The organism is Mycobacterium shunyiense (assembly GCF_058270075.1).
In genome coordinates this window covers 228,849-247,758 of record NZ_JBZDPU010000040.1, presented here as the reverse complement: position 1 = coordinate 247,758, position 18,910 = coordinate 228,849, and the positions used below count along the sequence as shown (strand labels likewise).

Annotated in this window: 26 protein-coding genes and 4 tRNA genes; 25 read left to right on the top strand and 5 right to left on the bottom strand. The window is 64.3% G+C overall.

Translation table 11 applies throughout. The features are described from left to right. Nucleotides 1–57 precede the first annotated feature (57 nt). Nucleotides 58–249, bottom strand: a complete 192-nt coding sequence (locus AC4ELH_RS31645; protein ID WP_498889509.1) for a helix-turn-helix transcriptional regulator — start codon at nucleotides 247–249, stop codon at nucleotides 58–60. A gap of 134 nt (nucleotides 250–383) precedes the next feature. On the opposite strand from AC4ELH_RS31645, the gene AC4ELH_RS31640 reads away from it, so the two are divergent. Continuing rightward, entirely contained in the window at nucleotides 384–1,163 is a 780-nt protein-coding gene (locus tag AC4ELH_RS31640; protein ID WP_498888750.1) for a helix-turn-helix domain-containing protein, read from the top strand. Between the two features lie 97 nt (nucleotides 1,164–1,260). Beyond that, nucleotides 1,261–2,337: a tyrosine-type recombinase/integrase gene (locus AC4ELH_RS31635; RefSeq protein ID WP_498888748.1), complete on the top strand. Its 1,077-nt coding sequence runs from the start codon at nucleotides 1,261–1,263 to the stop codon at nucleotides 2,335–2,337. A gap of 44 nt (nucleotides 2,338–2,381) precedes the next feature. On the opposite strand, the gene AC4ELH_RS31630 is transcribed toward AC4ELH_RS31635, so the two are convergent. The 3 genes from AC4ELH_RS31630 to AC4ELH_RS31620 all read right to left on the bottom strand — a co-directional run bounded on the left by AC4ELH_RS31630 (nucleotide 2,382) and on the right by AC4ELH_RS31620 (nucleotide 2,680). Then, nucleotides 2,382–2,455: transfer RNA gene (locus tag AC4ELH_RS31630), tRNA-Phe, on the bottom strand. A 39-nt stretch (nucleotides 2,456–2,494) separates the two neighbouring features. Further along, nucleotides 2,495–2,571 (bottom strand) — tRNA-Asp (locus AC4ELH_RS31625). Nucleotides 2,572–2,607: 36 nt separating this feature from the next. Then, a tRNA-Glu gene (locus AC4ELH_RS31620) sits at nucleotides 2,608–2,680 on the bottom strand. Between the two features lie 135 nt (nucleotides 2,681–2,815). On the opposite strand from AC4ELH_RS31620, the gene AC4ELH_RS31615 reads away from it, so the two are divergent. From AC4ELH_RS31615 to AC4ELH_RS31535, 17 genes are all read left to right on the top strand, one after another. Continuing rightward, nucleotides 2,816–2,891, top strand: a tRNA-Lys gene (locus AC4ELH_RS31615). A gap of 369 nt (nucleotides 2,892–3,260) precedes the next feature. Beyond that, the gene (locus AC4ELH_RS31610) at nucleotides 3,261–3,446 is read left to right on the top strand and encodes a helix-turn-helix domain-containing protein (RefSeq protein WP_463742566.1); all 186 of its coding nucleotides are present in this window, start codon (nucleotides 3,261–3,263) and stop codon (nucleotides 3,444–3,446) included. Continuing rightward, nucleotides 3,443–3,697, top strand: coding sequence for a hypothetical protein (locus tag AC4ELH_RS31605; RefSeq protein WP_498888746.1), 255 nt, complete (start codon nucleotides 3,443–3,445; stop codon nucleotides 3,695–3,697). Before AC4ELH_RS31610 ends, AC4ELH_RS31605 begins: the two co-directional genes overlap by 4 nt. Before the next feature lie 82 nt (nucleotides 3,698–3,779). Further along, nucleotides 3,780–4,220: a hypothetical protein gene (locus AC4ELH_RS31600; RefSeq protein ID WP_498888744.1), complete on the top strand. Its 441-nt coding sequence runs from the start codon at nucleotides 3,780–3,782 to the stop codon at nucleotides 4,218–4,220. A gap of 56 nt (nucleotides 4,221–4,276) precedes the next feature. Continuing rightward, nucleotides 4,277–4,543 carry a hypothetical protein gene (locus AC4ELH_RS31595; RefSeq protein ID WP_498888742.1) on the top strand — a complete coding sequence of 89 codons (267 nt, stop codon included), beginning with the start codon at nucleotides 4,277–4,279 and terminating at the stop codon, nucleotides 4,541–4,543. After that, the gene (locus AC4ELH_RS31590; RefSeq protein WP_498888740.1) at nucleotides 4,525–4,899 is read left to right on the top strand and encodes a hypothetical protein; all 375 of its coding nucleotides are present in this window, start codon (nucleotides 4,525–4,527) and stop codon (nucleotides 4,897–4,899) included. Before AC4ELH_RS31595 ends, AC4ELH_RS31590 begins: the two co-directional genes overlap by 19 nt. Beyond that, nucleotides 4,896–5,072 (top strand): hypothetical protein, encoded by a 177-nt coding sequence (locus AC4ELH_RS31585; RefSeq protein ID WP_498888738.1) that lies wholly within the window; start codon nucleotides 4,896–4,898, stop codon nucleotides 5,070–5,072. The genes AC4ELH_RS31590 and AC4ELH_RS31585 overlap by 4 nt, the downstream gene beginning before the upstream one ends. A 186-nt stretch (nucleotides 5,073–5,258) precedes the next feature. Continuing rightward, the gene (locus tag AC4ELH_RS31580; RefSeq protein WP_498888736.1) at nucleotides 5,259–6,020 is read left to right on the top strand and encodes a hypothetical protein; all 762 of its coding nucleotides are present in this window, start codon (nucleotides 5,259–5,261) and stop codon (nucleotides 6,018–6,020) included. A 9-nt stretch (nucleotides 6,021–6,029) separates the two neighbouring features. Beyond that, complete coding sequence (locus AC4ELH_RS31575; RefSeq protein WP_498888734.1) at nucleotides 6,030–6,749, top strand: hypothetical protein; 720 nt, start codon at nucleotides 6,030–6,032, stop codon at nucleotides 6,747–6,749. Nucleotides 6,750–6,851: 102 nt separating this feature from the next. After that, nucleotides 6,852–7,112 (top strand): hypothetical protein, encoded by a 261-nt coding sequence (locus tag AC4ELH_RS31570; RefSeq protein ID WP_498888732.1) that lies wholly within the window; start codon nucleotides 6,852–6,854, stop codon nucleotides 7,110–7,112. A 46-nt stretch (nucleotides 7,113–7,158) separates the two neighbouring features. After that, entirely contained in the window at nucleotides 7,159–7,764 is a 606-nt protein-coding gene (locus AC4ELH_RS31565; protein WP_498888730.1) for a hypothetical protein, read from the top strand. An 894-nt stretch (nucleotides 7,765–8,658) separates the two neighbouring features. After that, complete coding sequence (locus tag AC4ELH_RS31560) at nucleotides 8,659–8,862, top strand: hypothetical protein (protein WP_498888728.1); 204 nt, start codon at nucleotides 8,659–8,661, stop codon at nucleotides 8,860–8,862. Next, complete coding sequence (locus AC4ELH_RS31555; RefSeq protein ID WP_498888726.1) at nucleotides 8,859–9,068, top strand: hypothetical protein; 210 nt, start codon at nucleotides 8,859–8,861, stop codon at nucleotides 9,066–9,068. Before AC4ELH_RS31560 ends, AC4ELH_RS31555 begins: the two co-directional genes overlap by 4 nt. After that, nucleotides 9,065–9,340, top strand: coding sequence for a hypothetical protein (locus AC4ELH_RS31550; RefSeq protein WP_498888724.1), 276 nt, complete (start codon nucleotides 9,065–9,067; stop codon nucleotides 9,338–9,340). The genes AC4ELH_RS31555 and AC4ELH_RS31550 overlap by 4 nt, the downstream gene beginning before the upstream one ends. Continuing rightward, complete coding sequence (locus tag AC4ELH_RS31545; RefSeq protein WP_498888722.1) at nucleotides 9,337–10,215, top strand: DUF1922 domain-containing protein; 879 nt, start codon at nucleotides 9,337–9,339, stop codon at nucleotides 10,213–10,215. Before AC4ELH_RS31550 ends, AC4ELH_RS31545 begins: the two co-directional genes overlap by 4 nt. Then, entirely contained in the window at nucleotides 10,212–10,553 is a 342-nt protein-coding gene (locus AC4ELH_RS31540; protein ID WP_498888720.1) for a hypothetical protein, read from the top strand. Before AC4ELH_RS31545 ends, AC4ELH_RS31540 begins: the two co-directional genes overlap by 4 nt. Before the next feature lie 175 nt (nucleotides 10,554–10,728). Continuing rightward, on the top strand, nucleotides 10,729–12,006 hold the full coding sequence (locus AC4ELH_RS31535) for a pentapeptide repeat-containing protein (protein WP_498888718.1): 1,278 nt from the start codon (nucleotides 10,729–10,731) through the stop codon (nucleotides 12,004–12,006). Between the two features lie 122 nt (nucleotides 12,007–12,128). Here the strand turns inward: AC4ELH_RS31535 and AC4ELH_RS31530 are convergent, their stop codons facing one another. Further along, a complete protein-coding gene (locus AC4ELH_RS31530) occupies nucleotides 12,129–12,767 on the bottom strand; it encodes a hypothetical protein (RefSeq protein WP_498888716.1) in 639 nt (212 codons plus the stop codon). Nucleotides 12,768–12,955: 188 nt separating this feature from the next. On the opposite strand from AC4ELH_RS31530, the gene AC4ELH_RS31525 reads away from it, so the two are divergent. From AC4ELH_RS31525 to AC4ELH_RS31500, 6 genes are all read left to right on the top strand, one after another. Beyond that, nucleotides 12,956–13,318, top strand: a complete 363-nt coding sequence (locus AC4ELH_RS31525; protein ID WP_498888714.1) for an HNH endonuclease — start codon at nucleotides 12,956–12,958, stop codon at nucleotides 13,316–13,318. Nucleotides 13,319–13,652: 334 nt separating this feature from the next. After that, nucleotides 13,653–14,228: a hypothetical protein gene (locus AC4ELH_RS31520; protein WP_498888712.1), complete on the top strand. Its 576-nt coding sequence runs from the start codon at nucleotides 13,653–13,655 to the stop codon at nucleotides 14,226–14,228. Continuing rightward, nucleotides 14,200–15,684 carry a terminase large subunit domain-containing protein gene (locus AC4ELH_RS31515; RefSeq protein WP_498888710.1) on the top strand — a complete coding sequence of 495 codons (1,485 nt, stop codon included), beginning with the start codon at nucleotides 14,200–14,202 and terminating at the stop codon, nucleotides 15,682–15,684. The genes AC4ELH_RS31520 and AC4ELH_RS31515 overlap by 29 nt, the downstream gene beginning before the upstream one ends. After that, nucleotides 15,681–17,180 carry a phage portal protein gene (locus tag AC4ELH_RS31510; RefSeq protein WP_498888708.1) on the top strand — a complete coding sequence of 500 codons (1,500 nt, stop codon included), beginning with the start codon at nucleotides 15,681–15,683 and terminating at the stop codon, nucleotides 17,178–17,180. The genes AC4ELH_RS31515 and AC4ELH_RS31510 overlap by 4 nt, the downstream gene beginning before the upstream one ends. Beyond that, nucleotides 17,161–18,630, top strand: coding sequence for a VG15 protein (locus AC4ELH_RS31505; protein ID WP_498888706.1), 1,470 nt, complete (start codon nucleotides 17,161–17,163; stop codon nucleotides 18,628–18,630). The genes AC4ELH_RS31510 and AC4ELH_RS31505 overlap by 20 nt, the downstream gene beginning before the upstream one ends. Continuing rightward, complete coding sequence (locus AC4ELH_RS31500; RefSeq protein WP_497429802.1) at nucleotides 18,627–18,830, top strand: ribosome modulation factor; 204 nt, start codon at nucleotides 18,627–18,629, stop codon at nucleotides 18,828–18,830. Before AC4ELH_RS31505 ends, AC4ELH_RS31500 begins: the two co-directional genes overlap by 4 nt. The last annotated feature ends 80 nt before the right edge of the window (nucleotides 18,831–18,910 follow it).

Below are 18,910 nucleotides of genomic sequence, written 5' to 3'. Positions count from 1 at the left end.
GGTCCGACTCGGGCCAGAGACCGAGGTCGGGGTGCGATTCCTGCGGATAGTCCCGCATTAGGCTGCATCGCCGAATTGCTCGTTTTCCCAGGCGATTACGTCACTCAGGCGGTAGCGGCAATGCCTGCCGAAACGCGCGTACTTGGGTCCCTTTTTCTGGCTGGCCCACTGGGCCAGCGTCTTCTCAGGCACGCGCAACCGTTCTCCGACCTCGGGGCGTGTCAACCAGTAGTCCTCAGACGAGGGCATCTGAGCCATCCCGTCCACCTTCCCTTCGATGCATACCGCATATGATTTATGCGGTTACCGCAACCATACGGGACGCAACGAGAACCGCAAGCGTCATATGCGGATTCGGCGAGTCGTGTGGAACACTGGCGGGCATGGATGAGCCAGACGTTGCAGTTGGTCAGCGGTTGGCGGAGCTTCGGAAACAGAAGGAACTTCGCCAGGAGGACTTCATCGCCCTACTGGAAGCGCGCGGGGTCAAGTGGACGCAGACGGTGCTGTCGAGAGTCGAGGGCGGCAAGCGTGCACTCAAAGCAACCGAAGCGTTCGCCGCTGCCGATGCCCTAGGGGTGGATGTAAGTCGGCTCAACCCGGTGGGAGACAGCCTCGACCACAGGCTCAGGAGCCTCACCCTGAAATACCGGGAAGCGAAGATAAACGCTGATCGTGCCGCGTGGGCCGCGACCGCGACGGAGGAACGGTTGATCGCATTGACCCTGGCCAGCGAGATCCGTAGTGGCCGTTCTGCATTCACCGTCCATGGAACTCCGCATCAGTTCTTCGAGCTCGTTGCTGAAGCCCTCGCTGGTGACGATGGTCTCGCGAGAATTGCGGTCGCACACACCGCGGTCGGCATTGATGGGGCAAGAGTGGAACGTGAACAGGATGCGATTCTCGCGACGGAGTATCCACACCTCAACGCCGCCGAAGACCAAGACGATCGGAAAGGCGAGTACATCGAGGCGGAGCGCAAGGCGTACCTACGAGTGTTTGCCGACTGGCTGCCCTCGCTGACATTTGTGGAGGAACCGAACGGACGCTTCTGGGTGGAGGAAATCGATGCTCCCCCCACCCCTCCAGCTTGGTTGGCAGATTTGGCAGCAGACGCGGTTGGCGACTTACTTGTGGGCGGAAAGGCGCGCGATGGCGGGTAGGCCTCCGCTGCGGATAGGGCAGCACGGGAAGATCACCCGGGCGCAAATCGCCAAGGACGTTTGGGTGGCGCGGTGTCGATATCGGGACCGTGACGGCGTGACGCGCCGCATGGAGCGGGCTACGCCGGACGGGGTAGAGGATGAGTACGGTGCCAAGGCTGAGGGCGCATTACTCGATGCCATCGCCGAACGCCGGCCGCCAGGCACCGGGACCATTACCGGCGCCACGCTTCTGGGCGAGCTACTCGACAGGTACATCGAACGTTGCCGCGCTGACGGCGATCTCGCGCCCAAGTCGATCGACACGTACGAAGCGACACTGAACACGGTCAAGCCACGTTTTGTGGGCATCCGCGTGAGTGAGGCGGATCCGGGCCTGTTGAACGAGATCCTGAAGGGCATCCGCAGGGATCACGGCGCGACCCGCGAGCGGCATACCAAGGTGGCGTTGAACGCAGTCCTTACCGATGCGGTGATGGTGGGGGCCATCGGGTCGAACCCAGTGCGGGAGATCGCACCGCGGCGGAAGAAGAAGACCGAGCGGAAGCCGAAAGGCGCACCGGCCCTCGCAGTGGATCAGGTGCGCGCGCTGCTGGCGGCGATCGCTGAATCGGAGGTGTGCGCGAGCAAAGACCTGCGCGACCCCGTGACCATCTTGGCGGCCACTGGGCTACGGCGCTCCGAGCTGCTGGCGCTGCGATGGACCGATGTGGATCTCGATGCGCGAGTACTCACGGCGGCCGGCTCGGTGGTGCGACTGAAGGGCCAGGGTCTCGTGTTGCAGGACAGGACCAAGGGCGGTGACGAGCGGTCAGTGCCGCTCCCCCAGTTCGCCGTGGACGCGCTGCGCCGACGTAAGGATGAGTGGACCGGACCGAACACGGCCGGCGTGATCTTTCCCTCGTCGACGGGCACGCTGAGGGACCCGGACAACTTCGGCAAGCAGTGGCGCGAGGTCCGTGATGCGCTGGGCCTGCCGGACGTGTCCAGCCACAGTTTCCGCAAGACGGTGGCCACCCTGATCGACGATGCGGGGATGTCAGCACGGATCGGGGCCGACCAGCTCGGGCACGCGCGGCCGTCGATGACCCAGGACGTCTACATGAGTCGCGGGCAGGTACACACCGAGGTGGCTGATGTGCTCGACAGGGCGGTCGGCATTAACGACGAATAAACGACGAAAGCGGTCCCCATCCAAGATGGAAACCGCCTCTGAAGTGGCCAGGGCCGGGATCGAACCGGCGACCTTCCGCTTTTCAGGCGGACGCTCGTACCAACTGAGCTACCTGGCCGGAAGGCCGTCGGCCTTAGACCGAAGTGCCTCGCCGTGATGGCGACCCTGACGGGACTCGAACCCGCGACCTCCGCCGTGACAGGGCGGCGCGCTAACCAACTGCGCCACAGGGCCTTACTTTTCCAGCATGCTCCACGTTTCCGCGTTGCGTACCCCCAACGGGATTCGAACCCGTGCTACCGCCGTGAAAGGGCGGCGTCCTAGGCCACTAGACGATGGGGGCCTAATCCGAATCTCTCCGGGGTACTCATCAACCTCGTTCGTTGGGAGCTTCGATAGCTTAGGGTACGGATGCCCAAATCTTCAAACCAGGTGGTCGCAGCACCAATTTCGGTCATCTTGTACCCTGTCTTCTCGCGCCCCTATAGCTCAGTTGGTAGAGCTACGGACTTTTAATCCGCAGGTCGTAGGTTCGAGCCCTACTGGGGGCACCAGCAGCCCCCCCGTCGTCGCCATCGCCGGGGGTCAGCTCGACTTCTGGCATGAGGTCGGTGACCGGGACGTCAAGCCATGCTGCGGCGGCCAGGAGATCCACCACGGTCCATGCCGTCTTGCCCTTGAGTCGATTCGAGATCGACCCTTGGTCAACGTTCAGCACTGCGGCCAACTGCTTTTGAGTGCGGCCAGTTCTCCACATCAGGGTATGAACACGTTCGCCGATGACGGCGTTGCCCTGCTTTTTAGGGTCTGGCGCATCAACTAACTCAATGGACATAGACGTCAAGATACGCCAATCACGTCACCAACGACAATAGATCGTGGCGTGCTTGACATTCTATGGCGTATCGCCATACCTTCGCCGCATGGCCAAATCCCATATTGATGGCTATCTGACACCTTCGGATCTTGCCCAGCGATGGAAGGTCTCGCTACGCACCGTTCAGCGGTACCTCAACGAAGGACGGATCAAGTCGATCCGACTTCCCGGCGGCCAGTACAGGATTCGGCCCGAAGACGCTGAAGCTGCCATCACCGAGGCCAGCGCGTGACTGCGCCGGCATTCCGCAGCATCGACCAGCTCACCGGCGACAGGGCCCGGCCGTCCGTGTTCTTCGGCGCCCTCGACGAGGCCGGCCGACGCGCAACGGACGCCGAGCTGGTCCGCGATGCGTTCGCCAGGGCCGTCGCCCACTACACCTGCCCGTGCGGTGAGTCCTTCGAGTTCCCCGACACCAGCGGGATCGACGACTACGCGGCGCTCAACCGGTGGCTCGGTCATCACGGACGGTGCACGGCATGACGGACGCACTGTTCCTGCTCGGACTGCTCGCTCTGACCGGCATCACCGCGGCCCGCGCCGGCCTTCGATGGAGGGGGCGGCGATGACTTGGGTTGGCAACGTCTTTGACGCGGTGGGCCGGTTCCGGCTCGGCCACGATGTCGACACACCGGTAGCCGATTCCGACTTGTCGCGTGCTGAGGGGCTGCAGCACGCGGCTACCCCCGGGGATGTGAGCGACGGCGATTCCCCCTCTGCGCTGTCGCCCTCCCCGGGGGATCTCCCCGATTCCGCCCTGTTCGGCTATCTCGCCGAGCTGGTCGATAGCTACTGCCGGCGCTACCTCGGTTCGTTCACCGATTCGGTCGTCGCTGTCGTGCGCGATCGCGCCGCCCAGTTCGCGGTGGCCGAGGCCGAGCCGTATCTACCTGTCCGCGAGGACGACCTGACCGCGCATATCCACGCCTCGTGGCACGCGGCCGGCGGGGACTGGGCTGCTGTCGCCCACGAACTGCTCGCAGATTTCCGCATCACCACCAAGTAAGCGGCCCGCGCCCGGTGTGCGCCGGGGCGGGCCATCAACAACAGGAGGTAGGTCCCGTGTCCGAAATAACGATAAAGCAGTTCGCCGGCAGAACCGCGCAGCGCGGCGGGTTCCGCCGGGGCCGCGGCCGGCACCACATGACCGCCGCAAGCCTGCGGGTCGTCGACATTCAACGGTCAACGTCAAACGAGATCCTCGCGGCCGAGGTCAACGCGCCAGAGCCCATTGCGACGGCGCCGGCCATGGCCGCCGAGATCGACGCTCTGGCAGAGGCATACGAGAGCGCGCTACGCGCATCGGCTGCGTGGGCGGCATCGGCATGATCACCGTGCACAAGCGCACCGGCGGCCGAATCCTCGCCGCCGCGGCGTCCCTCGCGGTGGTCGCCGGTACCGGCATTGGGTTCGCCGCCGCCCGGGCCGGCGCCGATCCGATCATCCCGGCCCCGCGGCCGGTCCAGCTGGACCCGTACGTACCGAATCCACCGACCTGGTGCCCTGGTGGCGGAAACAGCTCGGCGTGGGGCGGCTACTGCGAAGGCAAGACCTTCGCGGATGGGACCCGGCTCAACCTGCACCGCATCGGATCTGCCTGGCAACCGTTGCGCTGCATCATCCCTGACGCGTCACCGTTCCCGCCGGTGGCCGGCTCTGGCGGCTGCGGCGGGGCGCTCGGATGACCGCCCACCTCGCTCTCGGCCTGGCCGCCGGCTTCGCCCTGGGCTTCGCGCTCATGTCGCTGGTCACCGGCACGGACACCATGGTCGGCACTTCCCTGGCCATCTCGATGGTCCTGGGCCTGGCCGCCGATCTCGCCGGCAAGTGCCAAACCAGAGGCCAGATCAACCGGTGACCACCTCGGCCGCCTCGACCACCGCTGAACCGCCGCGAGTGCTGTTCACGACCGAGGAATGCCGCCGGTACGGCCGTTGCGAAGGCTGCGGCTGGCACCCGGTCAAGCAAGGCCATCACACCAACTGCCCGAAACCACGGCGATCACGCCCAACCCGCTGACCGCGAAGCCATCAGGAGATTCTCAATGACCGAATTCACCACCACCACAGTCCGATACGGCCGGCATCACAATATGAACCGCACTGTCGAGCTGCCCGCCGAACCCACCGCCTGCCCGCACTTGGTGATTACCCCTGGCATCGCGACCGACGAGGACGCACGGGTCTACTTCAGGGGTGGGGTGACCCTCACCCACACCGGCACCGGCCGGGCCCTGACGTCTGACATGCACAGCTACCGCCTCCACCAGCTGGCGCAGAAGCTCACCGACGAACTCCCCGAATTCGACTGGAACTTCACCGACACCAACCACCTCTACGCCCACCCCGACAAGCGCGATGCCGCTGGTTCGATCATCCGCGAGTGGCAGATGGCCGACGCCTACCGCCGCCCGGTCCGCTTGTACGGCGACGACGACGCCAAGGCTGCAGCCCGCGAGAGTGAGCCAGCTTTCACCCTGTTGGGCGAGAACCTCGAATGGTGGATCGGGCACTCCAAGAACTACATGGAGGGCCTCGACTGGGACAACCCTGACCACCAGCGCGCCCGGGCGGCCGAGATCAATACCAGCGTCAACGGCTACGCCTTCGTCTACCTGCTCGCCGTCCTGCAGCGCGTCGACCCCAAGGTTGCCGACATTGCCTCCCGCGACCTCGTCGCCCAGTTTGACGCCGGCGACAGCCTCGGCGAATGGGTCTGGCAGTGGCGCGAGGAATTCGCCGAAGGCAAGCCGCTGAGTCTGCGCGGCATCCCCGACGCCGATCCGCTCGCGGACTTCACCGCCTGAGCCGCACGCATGTCGACTATCGAACAGCGGCGCACCAGCGCCATGCGTTTCTTCTGGGCCTGGCTGATCGGTTCAGCCGCCGCGTCAATCGCCGGTGTCGTCACCCATGCCGTGCTCGGTCACGCACCCTCACCGGTGATCGCCTCGGTCCTGGCCGTGGTCATCGTGGTCATCCAGGTGTGCGCCACCTACGGTGCGCACGCCCTGGTGCAAGCCGACCTCATCGGTGCCGCCTACCGCTGCGCACTGGCCATCGCCGTCGCGCTCGCTCTCGGCGCATTCGTGCTCAACTTCGTCGCGCTGCGCGATCTGGTGATCACCTGGGCCGGCACATGGCCCGCCATCGCATGGATCGTCCCGCTGATCATCGACTTGGGCATGACTGGCAGCACCGTCGCGATCCTGGCTCTCACCAACGCGCTACGCGCCGCGCAGCTGCACACGATTGCGCACCATGACGCGCAGGCCACGGCGCCCGTGCATGTCGAAGTGCACAACACCGTGCACACCGAAACGCACACCGCGCACATTGACGCGCAACCCGCACACGACGGTGCGCAACTCGAAACTGCGCAGCGCATCGCGACGAAGGCCGGCGTGCGCATCGAGATCGAGCGGGTCGCGCAGGTCCTCGCCGCCCACGCTGAAACTGGCGGCACGCCAAGCGTCATAGCGCGCCAGACCGGGGTCCACCACAAGACCGTCGAGCGCATCCTGGACGCCGCATGACCGGCCTGGTGCGCTCACTCGGACCCAACGTCCGCTACCACCTCGCCCTGCTGCACACGTGGCAGCTCGCCCTCGTCATCTTCTGGCTGAAGGGGGCCGGCCATGGCGCCTAACGCTCCAGGCGTCGTGGTGCGCCGGCTGTTCGCTCTGTACCGCGAGGGCGGGGTGGGCGGCCAGGAGCAGCGCCCGGCCCGTCTCGCGGTCGCGTCCTACGTCACCTGGCGGCCGATCACGACCACCGACGAACTTGCCGATCGCGACATACGCGCCATCGTCGCAACCCTTGAGTACTGGCGGGCCTGCGGCGAAATCGAGTACCGGTGCCGGCGCATCGCCGACGCAATGCAGGGGGTCCCGGCATGACCGAGCTTCCCCAGATCAGGGTCCCAGGGCCCCAGGCGGGTGCCTGATGGCCCGGCCACCGGCTCTAACCGAGGATCAGCGGTGGCTGCTGCGGGCCATGGGCGGCTGGGCGATCCGCGACTGCCTGATCGGACCTGACGGGGTTGCACACCTGATGCAGTCCCAATGGGGCGGCAGTAGCCGCCGGCTACCCGGTGGCCCGGAATGGCTCGCGTACGGATTCGACTGTGGCCGCGGCAAGATCGTCACTGGCAGATTTGGTGACGGCGCCGATCGCGGACCTGTCGTGACGATCACCACCGCGCAGCTCAACCGATACGCCCGGGAACTTCCCCAGGACATGACCGACGAGCTTCGTGCAGTACGACGCGCTTGGAACACCGAATACCTCCACAGGAACTGGTGCCACTGCGGGCACGAGGACGAATGCCATGAGGCCAATCTGGGCGACCCGAACTGGGCCGGCCGGCATCACCCGACCGACGACGAGATTGACCAGCACTACCGCGAGCTGCGCCGCATCAAAGAGTGGGAGGCACGCACCCTCGATCGCGCCCTGGGCTTCGTCGAGGTCCGTGAGGGCCCCTTTTTCGTTGAGGTCGAAGGGCCCTCCGAGCTGGTTGGTCAACTCGCACTGTTCGCGGTGGCTTAGCAATGACCAATCTGCCGGCGCGCTGCCCGGACTGCTGGCATCCCGTTCACCGGGTGCAGTCATGTCCAGTGTGCTGGCAGTTGGTCCACCCAACCGTCTCTGAACTCATTGCACCGCATTGGGATTCAGCTGGTATCGACCTATGCCCCGGCGAGCGCCTCCCCTACGACCGCACTATCCCGAGTGAGCGACAGATCGGACTGACCGCATGAACGAATTCCCAACGGCAGGAGGTGATCTGGCGTGAGAGATCCCGACGACCGGACCATAGCCACAGTGGCCTCCATTGGCCGCCGTATGGGCCCTGAGCTTGTCCGGCAATGGGTTCGGCGGGTACTTGGCCACAACGACCTCACGCCGACGCAGAAGACCGTCCTGGTGGCTTTACAGACGTTCGCCAACTACGACGACGGCACCAACGCCCACCCTGGCGAGATCCTCCTATCCGAAACCTGCGGTATCACAACACGTGCCGTGCGGTCCGCAATCAAGCGTGGCCGCGACCTCGGGTTGATCGAACAGACTGCCGAAGAGAACCCCCGCGCACACCGCGCAGCGGTCTACCGAATCGTTCTGATCGAATCCATCACCGGAACAACGGTTCCTGTGAATAACCCCTCCACCGGAACAGCCGTTCCTGTGAACAACTCCACCACCGGAACGGCCACGTCACCATCACCGGAACAGCCGTTCCTCCCACCAAGACAATCACCAACCTCATTTGGGTTACGTAACTGGGGTACGTCACCAGCGCCCGTCGAACCGGCCCCCACCCCCCAGACTCCATCCCGGTATTGCGAACTGCACCCGCGTGGAACTGATCGAGGCTGCTGGGGATGCAAGACCGCCGGCCGCGTGTTCCGGGCTTGGCACGCAGAGCAAGCCGCGATCGACGTGGCGGTCGACCGGAGCGCTCGCCGAGATCGCGAGCAGCTCCGTCAGAACTGCCCGGATTGCGGCGGCACGAACTGGATCACCGACGAACATGGCGATCCCATCGAGCGATGCGACCACCAGCGGCCCCTGCAGGGCCACGCAACCCTCGCTCTGGTGCCGGCACTGGCCGAGCAGCTCGACGACGTCAGGGCGGCCCGATGAGCACCGACAGCGAGGTGAAGTACTACGGCGTTGGCCCTGGCCGGCGGCGCCGTACCCCCGGCCCGAACATCGAGGCCTACGCAGACGGCCCGATCGACAGGCCATGCCCGAACTGCGGCGCCGAGCCCCTGGCCTTCTGCCACTACCCCGATGGCACCGAACGCAAAATCCCCTGCCGGCAACGACTCTCGGAGGCTACACGATGACCCTGCTAGATGAGCTGGTACCGCGCCAGCCCCTGCGGTTCGACCTCGACGGCGCCCGGGCCGCCTACCTGAACGCGGCCGGCGCATGGGCGGCAATCACGGTGGCCCAGGCCATCGGCGTGGCCACCACCGAGGACGTAGACACCGCATGGACGGGTCTGCAATGCGCCGCCGCGGTCCTCGCTTGGGAGCACGGCCGATTAGCGGCCGGCGCCCAGGGCGCGGACTACGACGACGAAACCATTGACGCGATGCTGAGAGGCGCACGATGACAACCGAGTGCCGGAACAACGCTTGCAAGCGTTCATCTCAGCTGTTCCTGTGCAACGACTGCACCACCGTTTTGCGCAACATGCTGGCCCGCGTGCCCGAGCTGCTCGACGACCTCGACGCACGTATCCAGAAGCTCGATCGAGTGCCCCACGGGACGATCGGCCGACTGCGCGGCGCGTCTGACCTCAACGTCATGGATTTCGACGCCGTTGAAACCGCCCGCGGTACGCGGAAGATGCTGCGCGGGTGGGTCGAAACTGTCGCTGAACGCCACACCGGCCGCCGGCCGCCCGGACTAGACACCATCACAACCTCCGATCTCGCTCGTTGGCTGCAAGTCAACGTCGCCGCGATCGCCCGACTGGACTGCGCCGGCAAGATCTTCCAGGAGATCAACGCGCTCGTCGGGTCGGGCGACAAGGGCGGCGAACTGGTCAAGGCCATCGACCGGCGGGAACGGCACTTCGCCGGTCCCTGCCCCACCATCACCGGCCACGACGACACCGGCCACGCTGTGGAGTGCGGCGAGATCCTCTACTCCCAAGTCGGAGACCGCACCGTCGACTGCCAGGAATGCGGCCAGGAGATCGACGTAGCGAAGAACCAGCGCCGAGCACTCGCCAGCCGCGACCTGATGACCGAGCCCACACTGCTCGAAGCGCTCGACAACGCCGGGGAACCAATGGAACCCAAGACCCTCACCCGCTGGATCGCCATCAAACGAATCCGGCCGCGCGGCTACCTACATCAAGGCCAGTTCGTCAAAACCCGTGTCCAGGAAGCCGATAGGGCCCTTTACAGCTTCGACACAGCCCGCCGGCTCCTACAACGAGACAACAAGACCGCCCGACGGCAGAAAGCGACCGCAAAATGACCACGACTACCTGCGTCGAGCTGCGCATAGCAGACCGCGAAGTTGTCTGCGACTGGGGAATCTTCAGAGATACGCCCAAGACGAAATGGGATTGGGAAGCCGACACCGTGACCGTCGATAGCATCGCACCACTCATCCTTGTTTCCAAGGCCCTGGCAGACGACCCAACCTATTCTGGCGCACCGGAATTCAGCGCACTGACCCACTTCTACACCGAGGGTGAACGGCGCTTCATGCGCATCATCGCCGCCAACGGCGACTGGATCTGGGAACTATTCGACGCCTACTGGGACGACGGCGAGGAATGCAACGTCTACGTCGGGCGATGGCGCGACTAACACACGTAGTGAGCTGTGCCGACTTGGTGTGGGTCATGGACCATTGGGACGGCTCGCCATTAATTCGCTGCGCCGGACCCGAAAGTTCTGCCGACTGCCGAATCCTCAGCCCGGGAGACTTTCTTGGTCTCCGGTTTAGATCACGCGGATATGCAATTCAGGGGATGATCCATCCGTGACGATCATCGACCGGTTCCGCGCTCGGTTGCGACCGACGTCACAATCCTTGCCTGCACCCTTGCCTCCGCTACCGCCGGTGCCGCCCCTGCCGCCGGTCCCGCCCCTACCTCCCATTCCGGATTCAACAACGCCGAGTGGTGGCAGATTTCACAGGTTCTTCGCGTGGGAGGGTTGGAAGTCCATCGCAGCGTTGGCGACAGCCGCAGCCGCAATCGCAGCGCTGTACTTCAGCGGCCGCGCGCTGTCGTCAACCAACAGCCAATACGCGCTGACAGAACGCGGCCAGATTACCGACCGATTTACGAAGGCTATCGATCAGCTCGGCTCAGAAAAGGTCGATGTGCGGATGGGTGCCATTTACTCGTTAGAGCGACTAGCGCACGATTCGCCACCTGACCATCCAACCATCGTCGAAGTATTGAGTGCATTTATCCGTAGCCATACGCATATTCGCGCTGGCGAGCGGTACGGCTCCGCGCCGTTAAAGTGCCCTCCCGGTGAGTGGTTAACCAGTGATATCTATGCTGCAGAGACCGTGCTTGCACGTCGTGACGTAAGTCATGACGGTGTTAACGCGCTCGATCTGAAGTATTCGTGTTTCAATCTGGCAGATCTGCCCAACGCACATTTCGCGGGCGCAAGTTTCTTCAAATCATCGTTTCTTAACACCGATCTGCCTGGCGCAACACTGACGGGAGCAAATATGAGTTCTGTCACTGGGTACGGAATTGACCTTTCGGGCAGCCAGATCGGAAACGCTGACCTAACCAGCGCTAACCTAAGTGCAGGGAAGTTAGATAGGGCGAACCTAGAGGGTGCAAATTTGGCCAGTTTAGAGTTAATAAATGGACAAATGATTGAAGCGAACTTGAGCAATGCGAATTTGAGTAACGCTAAACTCCGTGGCACCAATATGAAGAACGCTCGACTGGTTCACGCTAAGGCTGACGAGGCCGACTTTTCATGGGAGGAAGAGGACTTTGGGTACTCCCCTGCGGCCGACCTCACCGGATCTAACCTCTACCAGGCCAGCCTTATCGAAGCGAACATGGAGCATGCATCCCTCAGGGGAGCGAATTTGGCCGAGGTGGATCTGACCGGTGCCAAGCTCCGAAATGCTGACTTAGCGGGAGCAAACTTAGAGGGTGCCGACCTAACAGGAGCCGATTTGCTGGGTATCTGCTATGACGCCGTGACCGCGTGGCCGAACGGGGGATTCACTCCGCCGCCAAGCAATGACTCTGCCAACTGTGCGCGGGTGCACTCTAGCTGAGTACGGCCCCAGAATATCTCTTGCTAGAGGGCGCTGACGAGTATTCCGAGCCGAACTGTCGGGTCGCTGGCTGAGCTTCCGGTAACCGGACATAAGGATGCTCGGCGCGCACCACTTGACCATCACTCGGAAGTGATAATGTCCCGGGCTCGAAACGAGACGCCTTCGGGCGAAGGTGGTTTCGGAATGTTCCGCTCAGCGCACCAGTCATCCCAAGTCTGAGGTGTCCGTCCATACCTCTTCTGGATTGCTGCCACTACGCCGAAGGCGTCGATAGAGGCACGGTTCTCTTTCCAGTACTTGTGCCGCTGTCGGTGCCACTCGATATCCGCGAGCAAAGCCAGAATCGTCGTGGAAAGACGAATCATGTGGTCAGGATCTGCGGGCCGCTTTTGAAAGTCGTCTGTCCGGCATAGGCCGTCAGCCAGCTCGCGTTGGAGATCAGTGAGTCCTTGCTCGATCCTTGAGAGGTCGTCAAGTGTCGGCTCGCCATGAAGGTCGTGAGCCAGACGATTGCGAATCCTGTTAAACGCTCGAAGTGTGGATGCTTCGCCGGGTCCCAGGAGGCCAAGCGCCTCGGCGAGATTCACCTTGTTGGCGAACGTCATCCGGTCCAACTTCAGGGGCTCAGGATTCTTGACCTCCACTGTTATCAGATCGATCACGGCATTCTCAAGCCATAGGTGGCCGCGCAGTAGAACCTCAACCATGCCTCGGCCGCGTGTGTGCTCTTCGAATAGGTCGAGGTCTATCGGCGCCATCGCTCGATGCTAGCGACGCTCATCAGGCTAATCAGCATCATCGCCAAAGGAACACGCCGCTCCAACCTTCTTGCGGAGATATGTCCACCCTGACCTGCTAATATGCCTTCTCGAGTCGATACCCCCATGTCTGAACCCGTTCGGACCTGGGGGTTTCCTCGTTTCTAGCTACCTTCGTCGGAGGTGAAATGAGGACGGGACGAGCGGGCCGAGGCAGGGCCGGCAAGGTTCAGCGCAACACCACGACACGCGATCGGCACCGCCGCATCATCAGCCGCGGGCTACCGCCGAGTCCGTTCGGGCCAAAGCCACCGTGCTACCACTGCGGCGAGCCGATCGACTACGACGCTCACCACCTGGACCCGCTCAGCTTCACCATCGACCACCTCAAACCGCTGGCGATCACGGGGCCGGCCGGCGACGTGCTCGACAACATCGTGCCGGCCCACCGCAAGTGCAACCGCGACAAGTCCGACAAGGACCCGGACGAGCAGCTGCCCGCCGGGGTCACGTTCGTGACCGAGCGGTGTTGGTGGACCGTCGCGGATTAAGAACTACCGCCACCCGCCTGGCCAAAGAGCAAGGCAGCGCGCCGATAACAGGTCGTCAGAGGGGCTGACGTCAAAGGGTGGCACTCCTACTAGGTAACACCGAGCGAGCCGCCCGCCACCCTCTAAGCCCAGGGCGGAAGCCGGGTCAGGGCTGTGAGGGATCGCCCCGGCGCCCACCCCCCTGGGGCGGGTCGACCCGAGGCGGTCGGTCCCCGCCCCTCAGGGCATAGGCGGCCCTCTCTCCCCGGGCTTTTCTTTCTTTTTCGATCCATAGGCAAGGAGGTGATCGATGATGGCACGCAACCCCGATACTCCCTGCTCAAGCTGCGGCAAGATGCTCTGGGGGGGTAGCAGATCGCTTCCGGGGGGAACGCGGCAGTGCCAGGACTGCCGCAAAGCTGGCAAGCCCGCCGATCACGTCCTGTTCAACGACACCCCCGCACCGGGCCGGCATCTGGCCCTCGTGCGTGCTGACGGCACTGTCCCTGACACCGCCGCGCAGACGGTGGCGGCGAGGGAACTGACCGCCTCGGTGCTGACCGCCGCGGAATCCGGCAGCGAACTCGATCAGCTCGTCGCGATGAGCGCCAGGATCGCCCGGTCGATCGCCGACCCGTCGACCAACGCGACCGCCCTGGCCGCTCTCGTGCGCCGGCAGCTCGACCTGCTGCGCGAGATCGCCGATTTGTCCGGTGAACCGATCAACCCTGATCGGCTGATCACGATGCGCGCCAGGGTCGCCCGGGCGTTGGATGATTCCCGGACCAGTCCCACCGCACTGTCGGCGCTGACGCACCGCCAGACCGACATCAGCCGCGAACTGACCGCGCTGGCCGCCGCAGCCGGCGACCAGGACGGCGCGGTCATCGCCACCACCAGCGATGAACTCTGGGACGCCTCGGTTATCTGAGGTCGCCCGCCACCTGGTCCAACCGGCCGGCATTGTCTCGACCGCGTGGCCGAAGGTGCGCGACACGTGCATCAATCTCGGCTGGGGCTTCGACAACTGGCAAGACGGCGCCGGCCGGCTGATCCTCGCGCTCGACGCCGAAGGCCTCTACGCCGCCGACACCATCGTCATCTCGATCCCCCGCCAGGTCGGAAAGACCTACCTGGTGGGGGCGATCGTGTTCGCCCTGGCCCTGATCATCCCCGGCCTGACTGTGATCTGGACCGCACACCGCTTCAAGACCGCGCGCGAGACGTTCGACTCGATGAAGGCCATGGCCCGCGGCGACAAGTGCTGGCCACACGTCGAGAGAATCTCCGACTCGCACGGCGACGAAGGCATATACCTGCGCAACGACTCCCGAATCCTGTTCGGAGCCAGAGAAAACGGCTTCGGCCTCGGCTTCACCGGAGTCGGAATCCTGATCCTCGACGAGGCCCAGCGGGTCACCGAAAAGGCGATGGACGACCTTATCCCGACGATGAACACCGTCGCCAACCCATTGCTGTTCCTGATGGGCACCCCGCCTCGGCCGACCGATCCCGGCGAAGTGTTCACGATGCTGCGCCAGGACGCCCTCGACTCCGTCAATCCCGAATGGGGTGAAGAGGACAACCCCTCGGTGCACGGGGTCAGCACTGAATTGTCGCTCTACATCGAGCTATCCGCCGATGCTGATGCTGACCTGGATGACCGCGACCAGCTCCGCAAGGCCAACCCGTCCTATCTGATCAGAACCAGCGAACGCGCGATCCGCCGTATGCGTAAAGCGTTGTCGGATGATGCCTTCCGCCGCGAGGCGTTTGGCATCTGGCCCAAGGTCAGTGTCCACCAGGAGATCATCAGACCCAACGCCTGGCGGAAACGCGGGGCCATCGGTCCCGACGAGGACGTCGCCCCAGACGGCCTCGCGGTGGACATGTCTCACGACGAGGACATTTCAGTGGGGGCCGCGTGGATCGAAGGCTCGAACGCCCACGTCGAGGAAGTGTGGGCCGGAACCGATGTGGCCGGCGCCATCGACTGGATCGCCAAGGTGGCCGGCCGCCGAATCCCCGTCGTGATCGATGACCTGTCACCAGCCGCGCAGATGATTCCGGGGCTCAAGGCCCGCAAGGTCAAGGTGATCCGCTCGACCGCCCGGTACATGGCGAAAGCCTGCTTGCTCTTCAGGAACCGCGGCAGAGGAAAGGCCGGCACGTTGACCCATGCCAATCAGGATTCGGTGACCAAGGCACTCAAGGGGGCGCGGCGCCGGCCGATCGCTGATGCCGGCGGATGGGGATACGACCGCCGCGACGCCACCGCGATCATTCACCCGCTCGTCGGCGTCACTCTCGCTCTGGCAGCGGCGACCGAAAAGCACAGACCCGCAAGAGATTCAACGCGATCAGGAAGGAGGGGGGTAGTTCGATGACCTCCACAGAACTTGCCCAGGTGCGCCTGCGCGGCACCGGCAGTGAACACAACGCCCTGATCAACGGTCTGCTCAAGGAGATCGAGAATCACCGTCGCCGCAACTTCTTGCGGGCCTGCTACTACGACGGCCGTCATGCGGTTCGCAAGTTCGGTGCCGGCGTCATTCCTGATCAGTACTTCAAGATCGGCCTGGTGCTCGGCTGGTCCGCAAAGTCAGTGGACATCTTGGCCCGGCGCTGCAACCTCGACGGCTACACCTGGCCGGACGGAGACCTGGATTCCCTCGGCTACACCGAGGTCATGGATGACAACTTCTTTAGTGCTGAATCGTCCAGTGCGGTCATCTCGTCACTGATCCACGGTCCCTCATTCCTGATCAACACCACTGGCGACGAGGACACCGATGAGCCTGAGTCGCTGATCCACGTTGCTGATGCGATGAACGCGACCGGCGACATGAACGGCCGCCGCCGCCGGCTGGACAACCTGTTGTCGGTGCTCAAGCGCGACGAGGAACGTAACGTCCTCAGTTTCGTTCTCTACCTCGACGGCCTGACCATCACGGCAACCCGGGGGCGGGCCAACGGTCGCTGGTCTGTCGACGCGAAACCTCACCCGTGGGGTGTGCCGGCAGAAGCGGCCATCTACAAGCCCAGGACCGGGCGTCCGTTCGGTTCGTCACGGATCTCACGTGTCGTGATGTCCCTGCACGATCGCGCACTGCGAACCCTGATTCGGATGGAAGGTCACGCCGACCTGTTCTCCTACCCGGAGCTGTGGATCTTGGGGGCGGACCCGTCTGAGGTGCTCGTAGATGAGGACGGTAACCCGCTGCCTACGTGGAAGGCGGTGATGGGCCGCATAAAGGGCATCGCTGACGATCATGATCTTGATTCTGATGACCCGAAGTTGGCCCGCGCCGACGTCAAGCAGTTTAAACAGTCCTCGCCCGAACCACACATCGACATGTTTCAGCAGTGTGCCAACGACTTCGCCGGGGAAACCGACCTGCCCGTCTCATCTCTCGGCGTGCAGGCCAAGACCAACACCACCACCGCCGATGGCTCCGACAACGCCGAAAAGCAACTGATCGCCGAGGCCGAGGGCGCCACTGACGACTGGTCGCCGGCCTTCCGCCGGGCCATGATTCGGGCGCTGGCTATCAAAAACGATCTCAACGAGATCCCGGACAACTACAAGAGCATCAACACCAAGTGGCGCCCGCCGGCTTACCTGTCGCGCTCGGCGGCCGCCGACGCCGGCTCCAAGCAGCTGGCCGCCGTGCCCTGGCTTGCTGAGACCGAGGTCGGCCTAGAGCTGCTCGGCCTGTCCGATTCGCAGATCAAGCGCGCCATGGCCGACAAGCGCCGCGCCCAGGCCGCAGCACTGGTCAACAAGCTGACCACTCCGGCACCGATGCCGGCCCCCCCGGCCAACGCCATCGACCAGGCCGCCGCCGACCAGGTAACGCTCAATGGCGCTGTCGCCAACTGAGTTACAGGAGCTGCTCGCCGGGCTGGCAGCTGACCTCGGTTCCAAGATCGATACCCTGACGCCGAGCTTGGGCCGCCTCGATCGCCACGAGCAGCTCGCGTTTGTCAGTGACGCCTACCCGGCGCTTGCTACCCCGTACATTGCTGCCAGCAGTGACCTGACCGCCGTCTACTACACCGATCTGCCCACCGGCCCTGGGGGATCGGACTTCGTCGCCGTGCCGGCCGACCTACCGCTCGAGAAGCAGTTGGCCGCATCGGCTCGGTGGGCGACATTGCAGGGTGACCCGGCCGACGCGCTCAAGGGCAGCGCGACTCGAGCGGTATTCACCGGCTCACGCAACACCGTGATCCTCAACGCGGGCCGCGAGGGCGTCCGGTGGGCCCGTCACGCCTCCGCCAACGCTTGCGGCTTCTGCCGGATGCTGGCCACCCGTGGCGCGGTCTACCACAACGAGAGGCTCGCCAAAAAGTCACACGATCGCTGTCACTGCACCGCAGTACCCGACCGCGACGGCACCTACGAACCGCCGGCCTACGTCGAACAGTGGCAAGCCGACTACAACCTGGCGCGCCGCGGCGGCGCACGCAGCCCCGCACAGGTCGCCCGGGGAATGGAACGCGCTGCACAGGAACGGGTCCGGGTGGCCGCCGAACGTGTCGCTGAACGCCGGCACGCTACCGACGTCGGCCGCTGGCTCGACGCCGAGGATGAGCACCTGGCCGCCATCGACTACTGGCGCCGCGTCGATGCCGAGGACCTTCACACGATGCCGGCCGCGCCGACCGCGCCGGCAGAGACCAAGCAGATCGAAGCTCCGGCGGCAGCAGAGACCCCGATGGAGCGGGCTGCCCGCGAGCTCGATGAGGCACTGGCGGCCGGTGATGACGAGCGCGTCGAGCGGGCCGCCATCGCCCTGGAGAACCTCGAAGATGCCGAACGCAAAGCGGCGGAACGCAAGGCGCGCAACCGTGAACGGGCCCGCGACCGCCGGGCCGCGAAAGCCAACGCGCAATCCGATGAGATCCTGGCCAAGATCGAACAGGGCTACGACCCAGCTGAGGCTGAGGCTGAGGTCACCGGAAAGTCGGTCGAGGCAATCCGGCGCCGCGACTTCGTCCGCATGGCACGGCTAGAGGGTCTACGTGGCAACACGTTCGAGCAACTGTTGTCGTCCGCATTCCACAAGCACATCAGCGAATTGGCAATCGAGGCCGAGAACGCCACAAACGGGTTCATGGTGAAGCCCCGTTTCGACGGCAAGGTCAACACGAAGAACCTCTGGTACGTCAGCGACAAGAAGGCCCGCGAGTGGATGAGTGACGAGATGGCCGAATGGTTCGACCAGAACGGCGGCCGGATTACTCGCCAGATCTACAAGCAGATGATCCTGTCCGGGCAGTACGGTCTACGGAGATACACCGCGATGGGTGAGGACTTCCTGCAGTGATTACCGCCGAAGATTGCAAGCGCGCACGGGCCGAGGGCCGCGCCGCGCAGCTCGGCGCTGTCAACCCGTACGCCGGCAAGTCGCTGGCCCTGGCCAAGCTTTGGGCCGCCGGCTACGAGGACATGCTGTTGGAACGCTGGTACTCGACACCCGGCGCTCAGCGCTACCTCGCCAACCGCGACACCACTGACGGCACCTAAGCCGTAACCCCCTATTCGACCGCCCACACGCAACGTGGGGCGGTGTTTCGGCGTCCCTTGGACGCCACCCCTCAACAAAC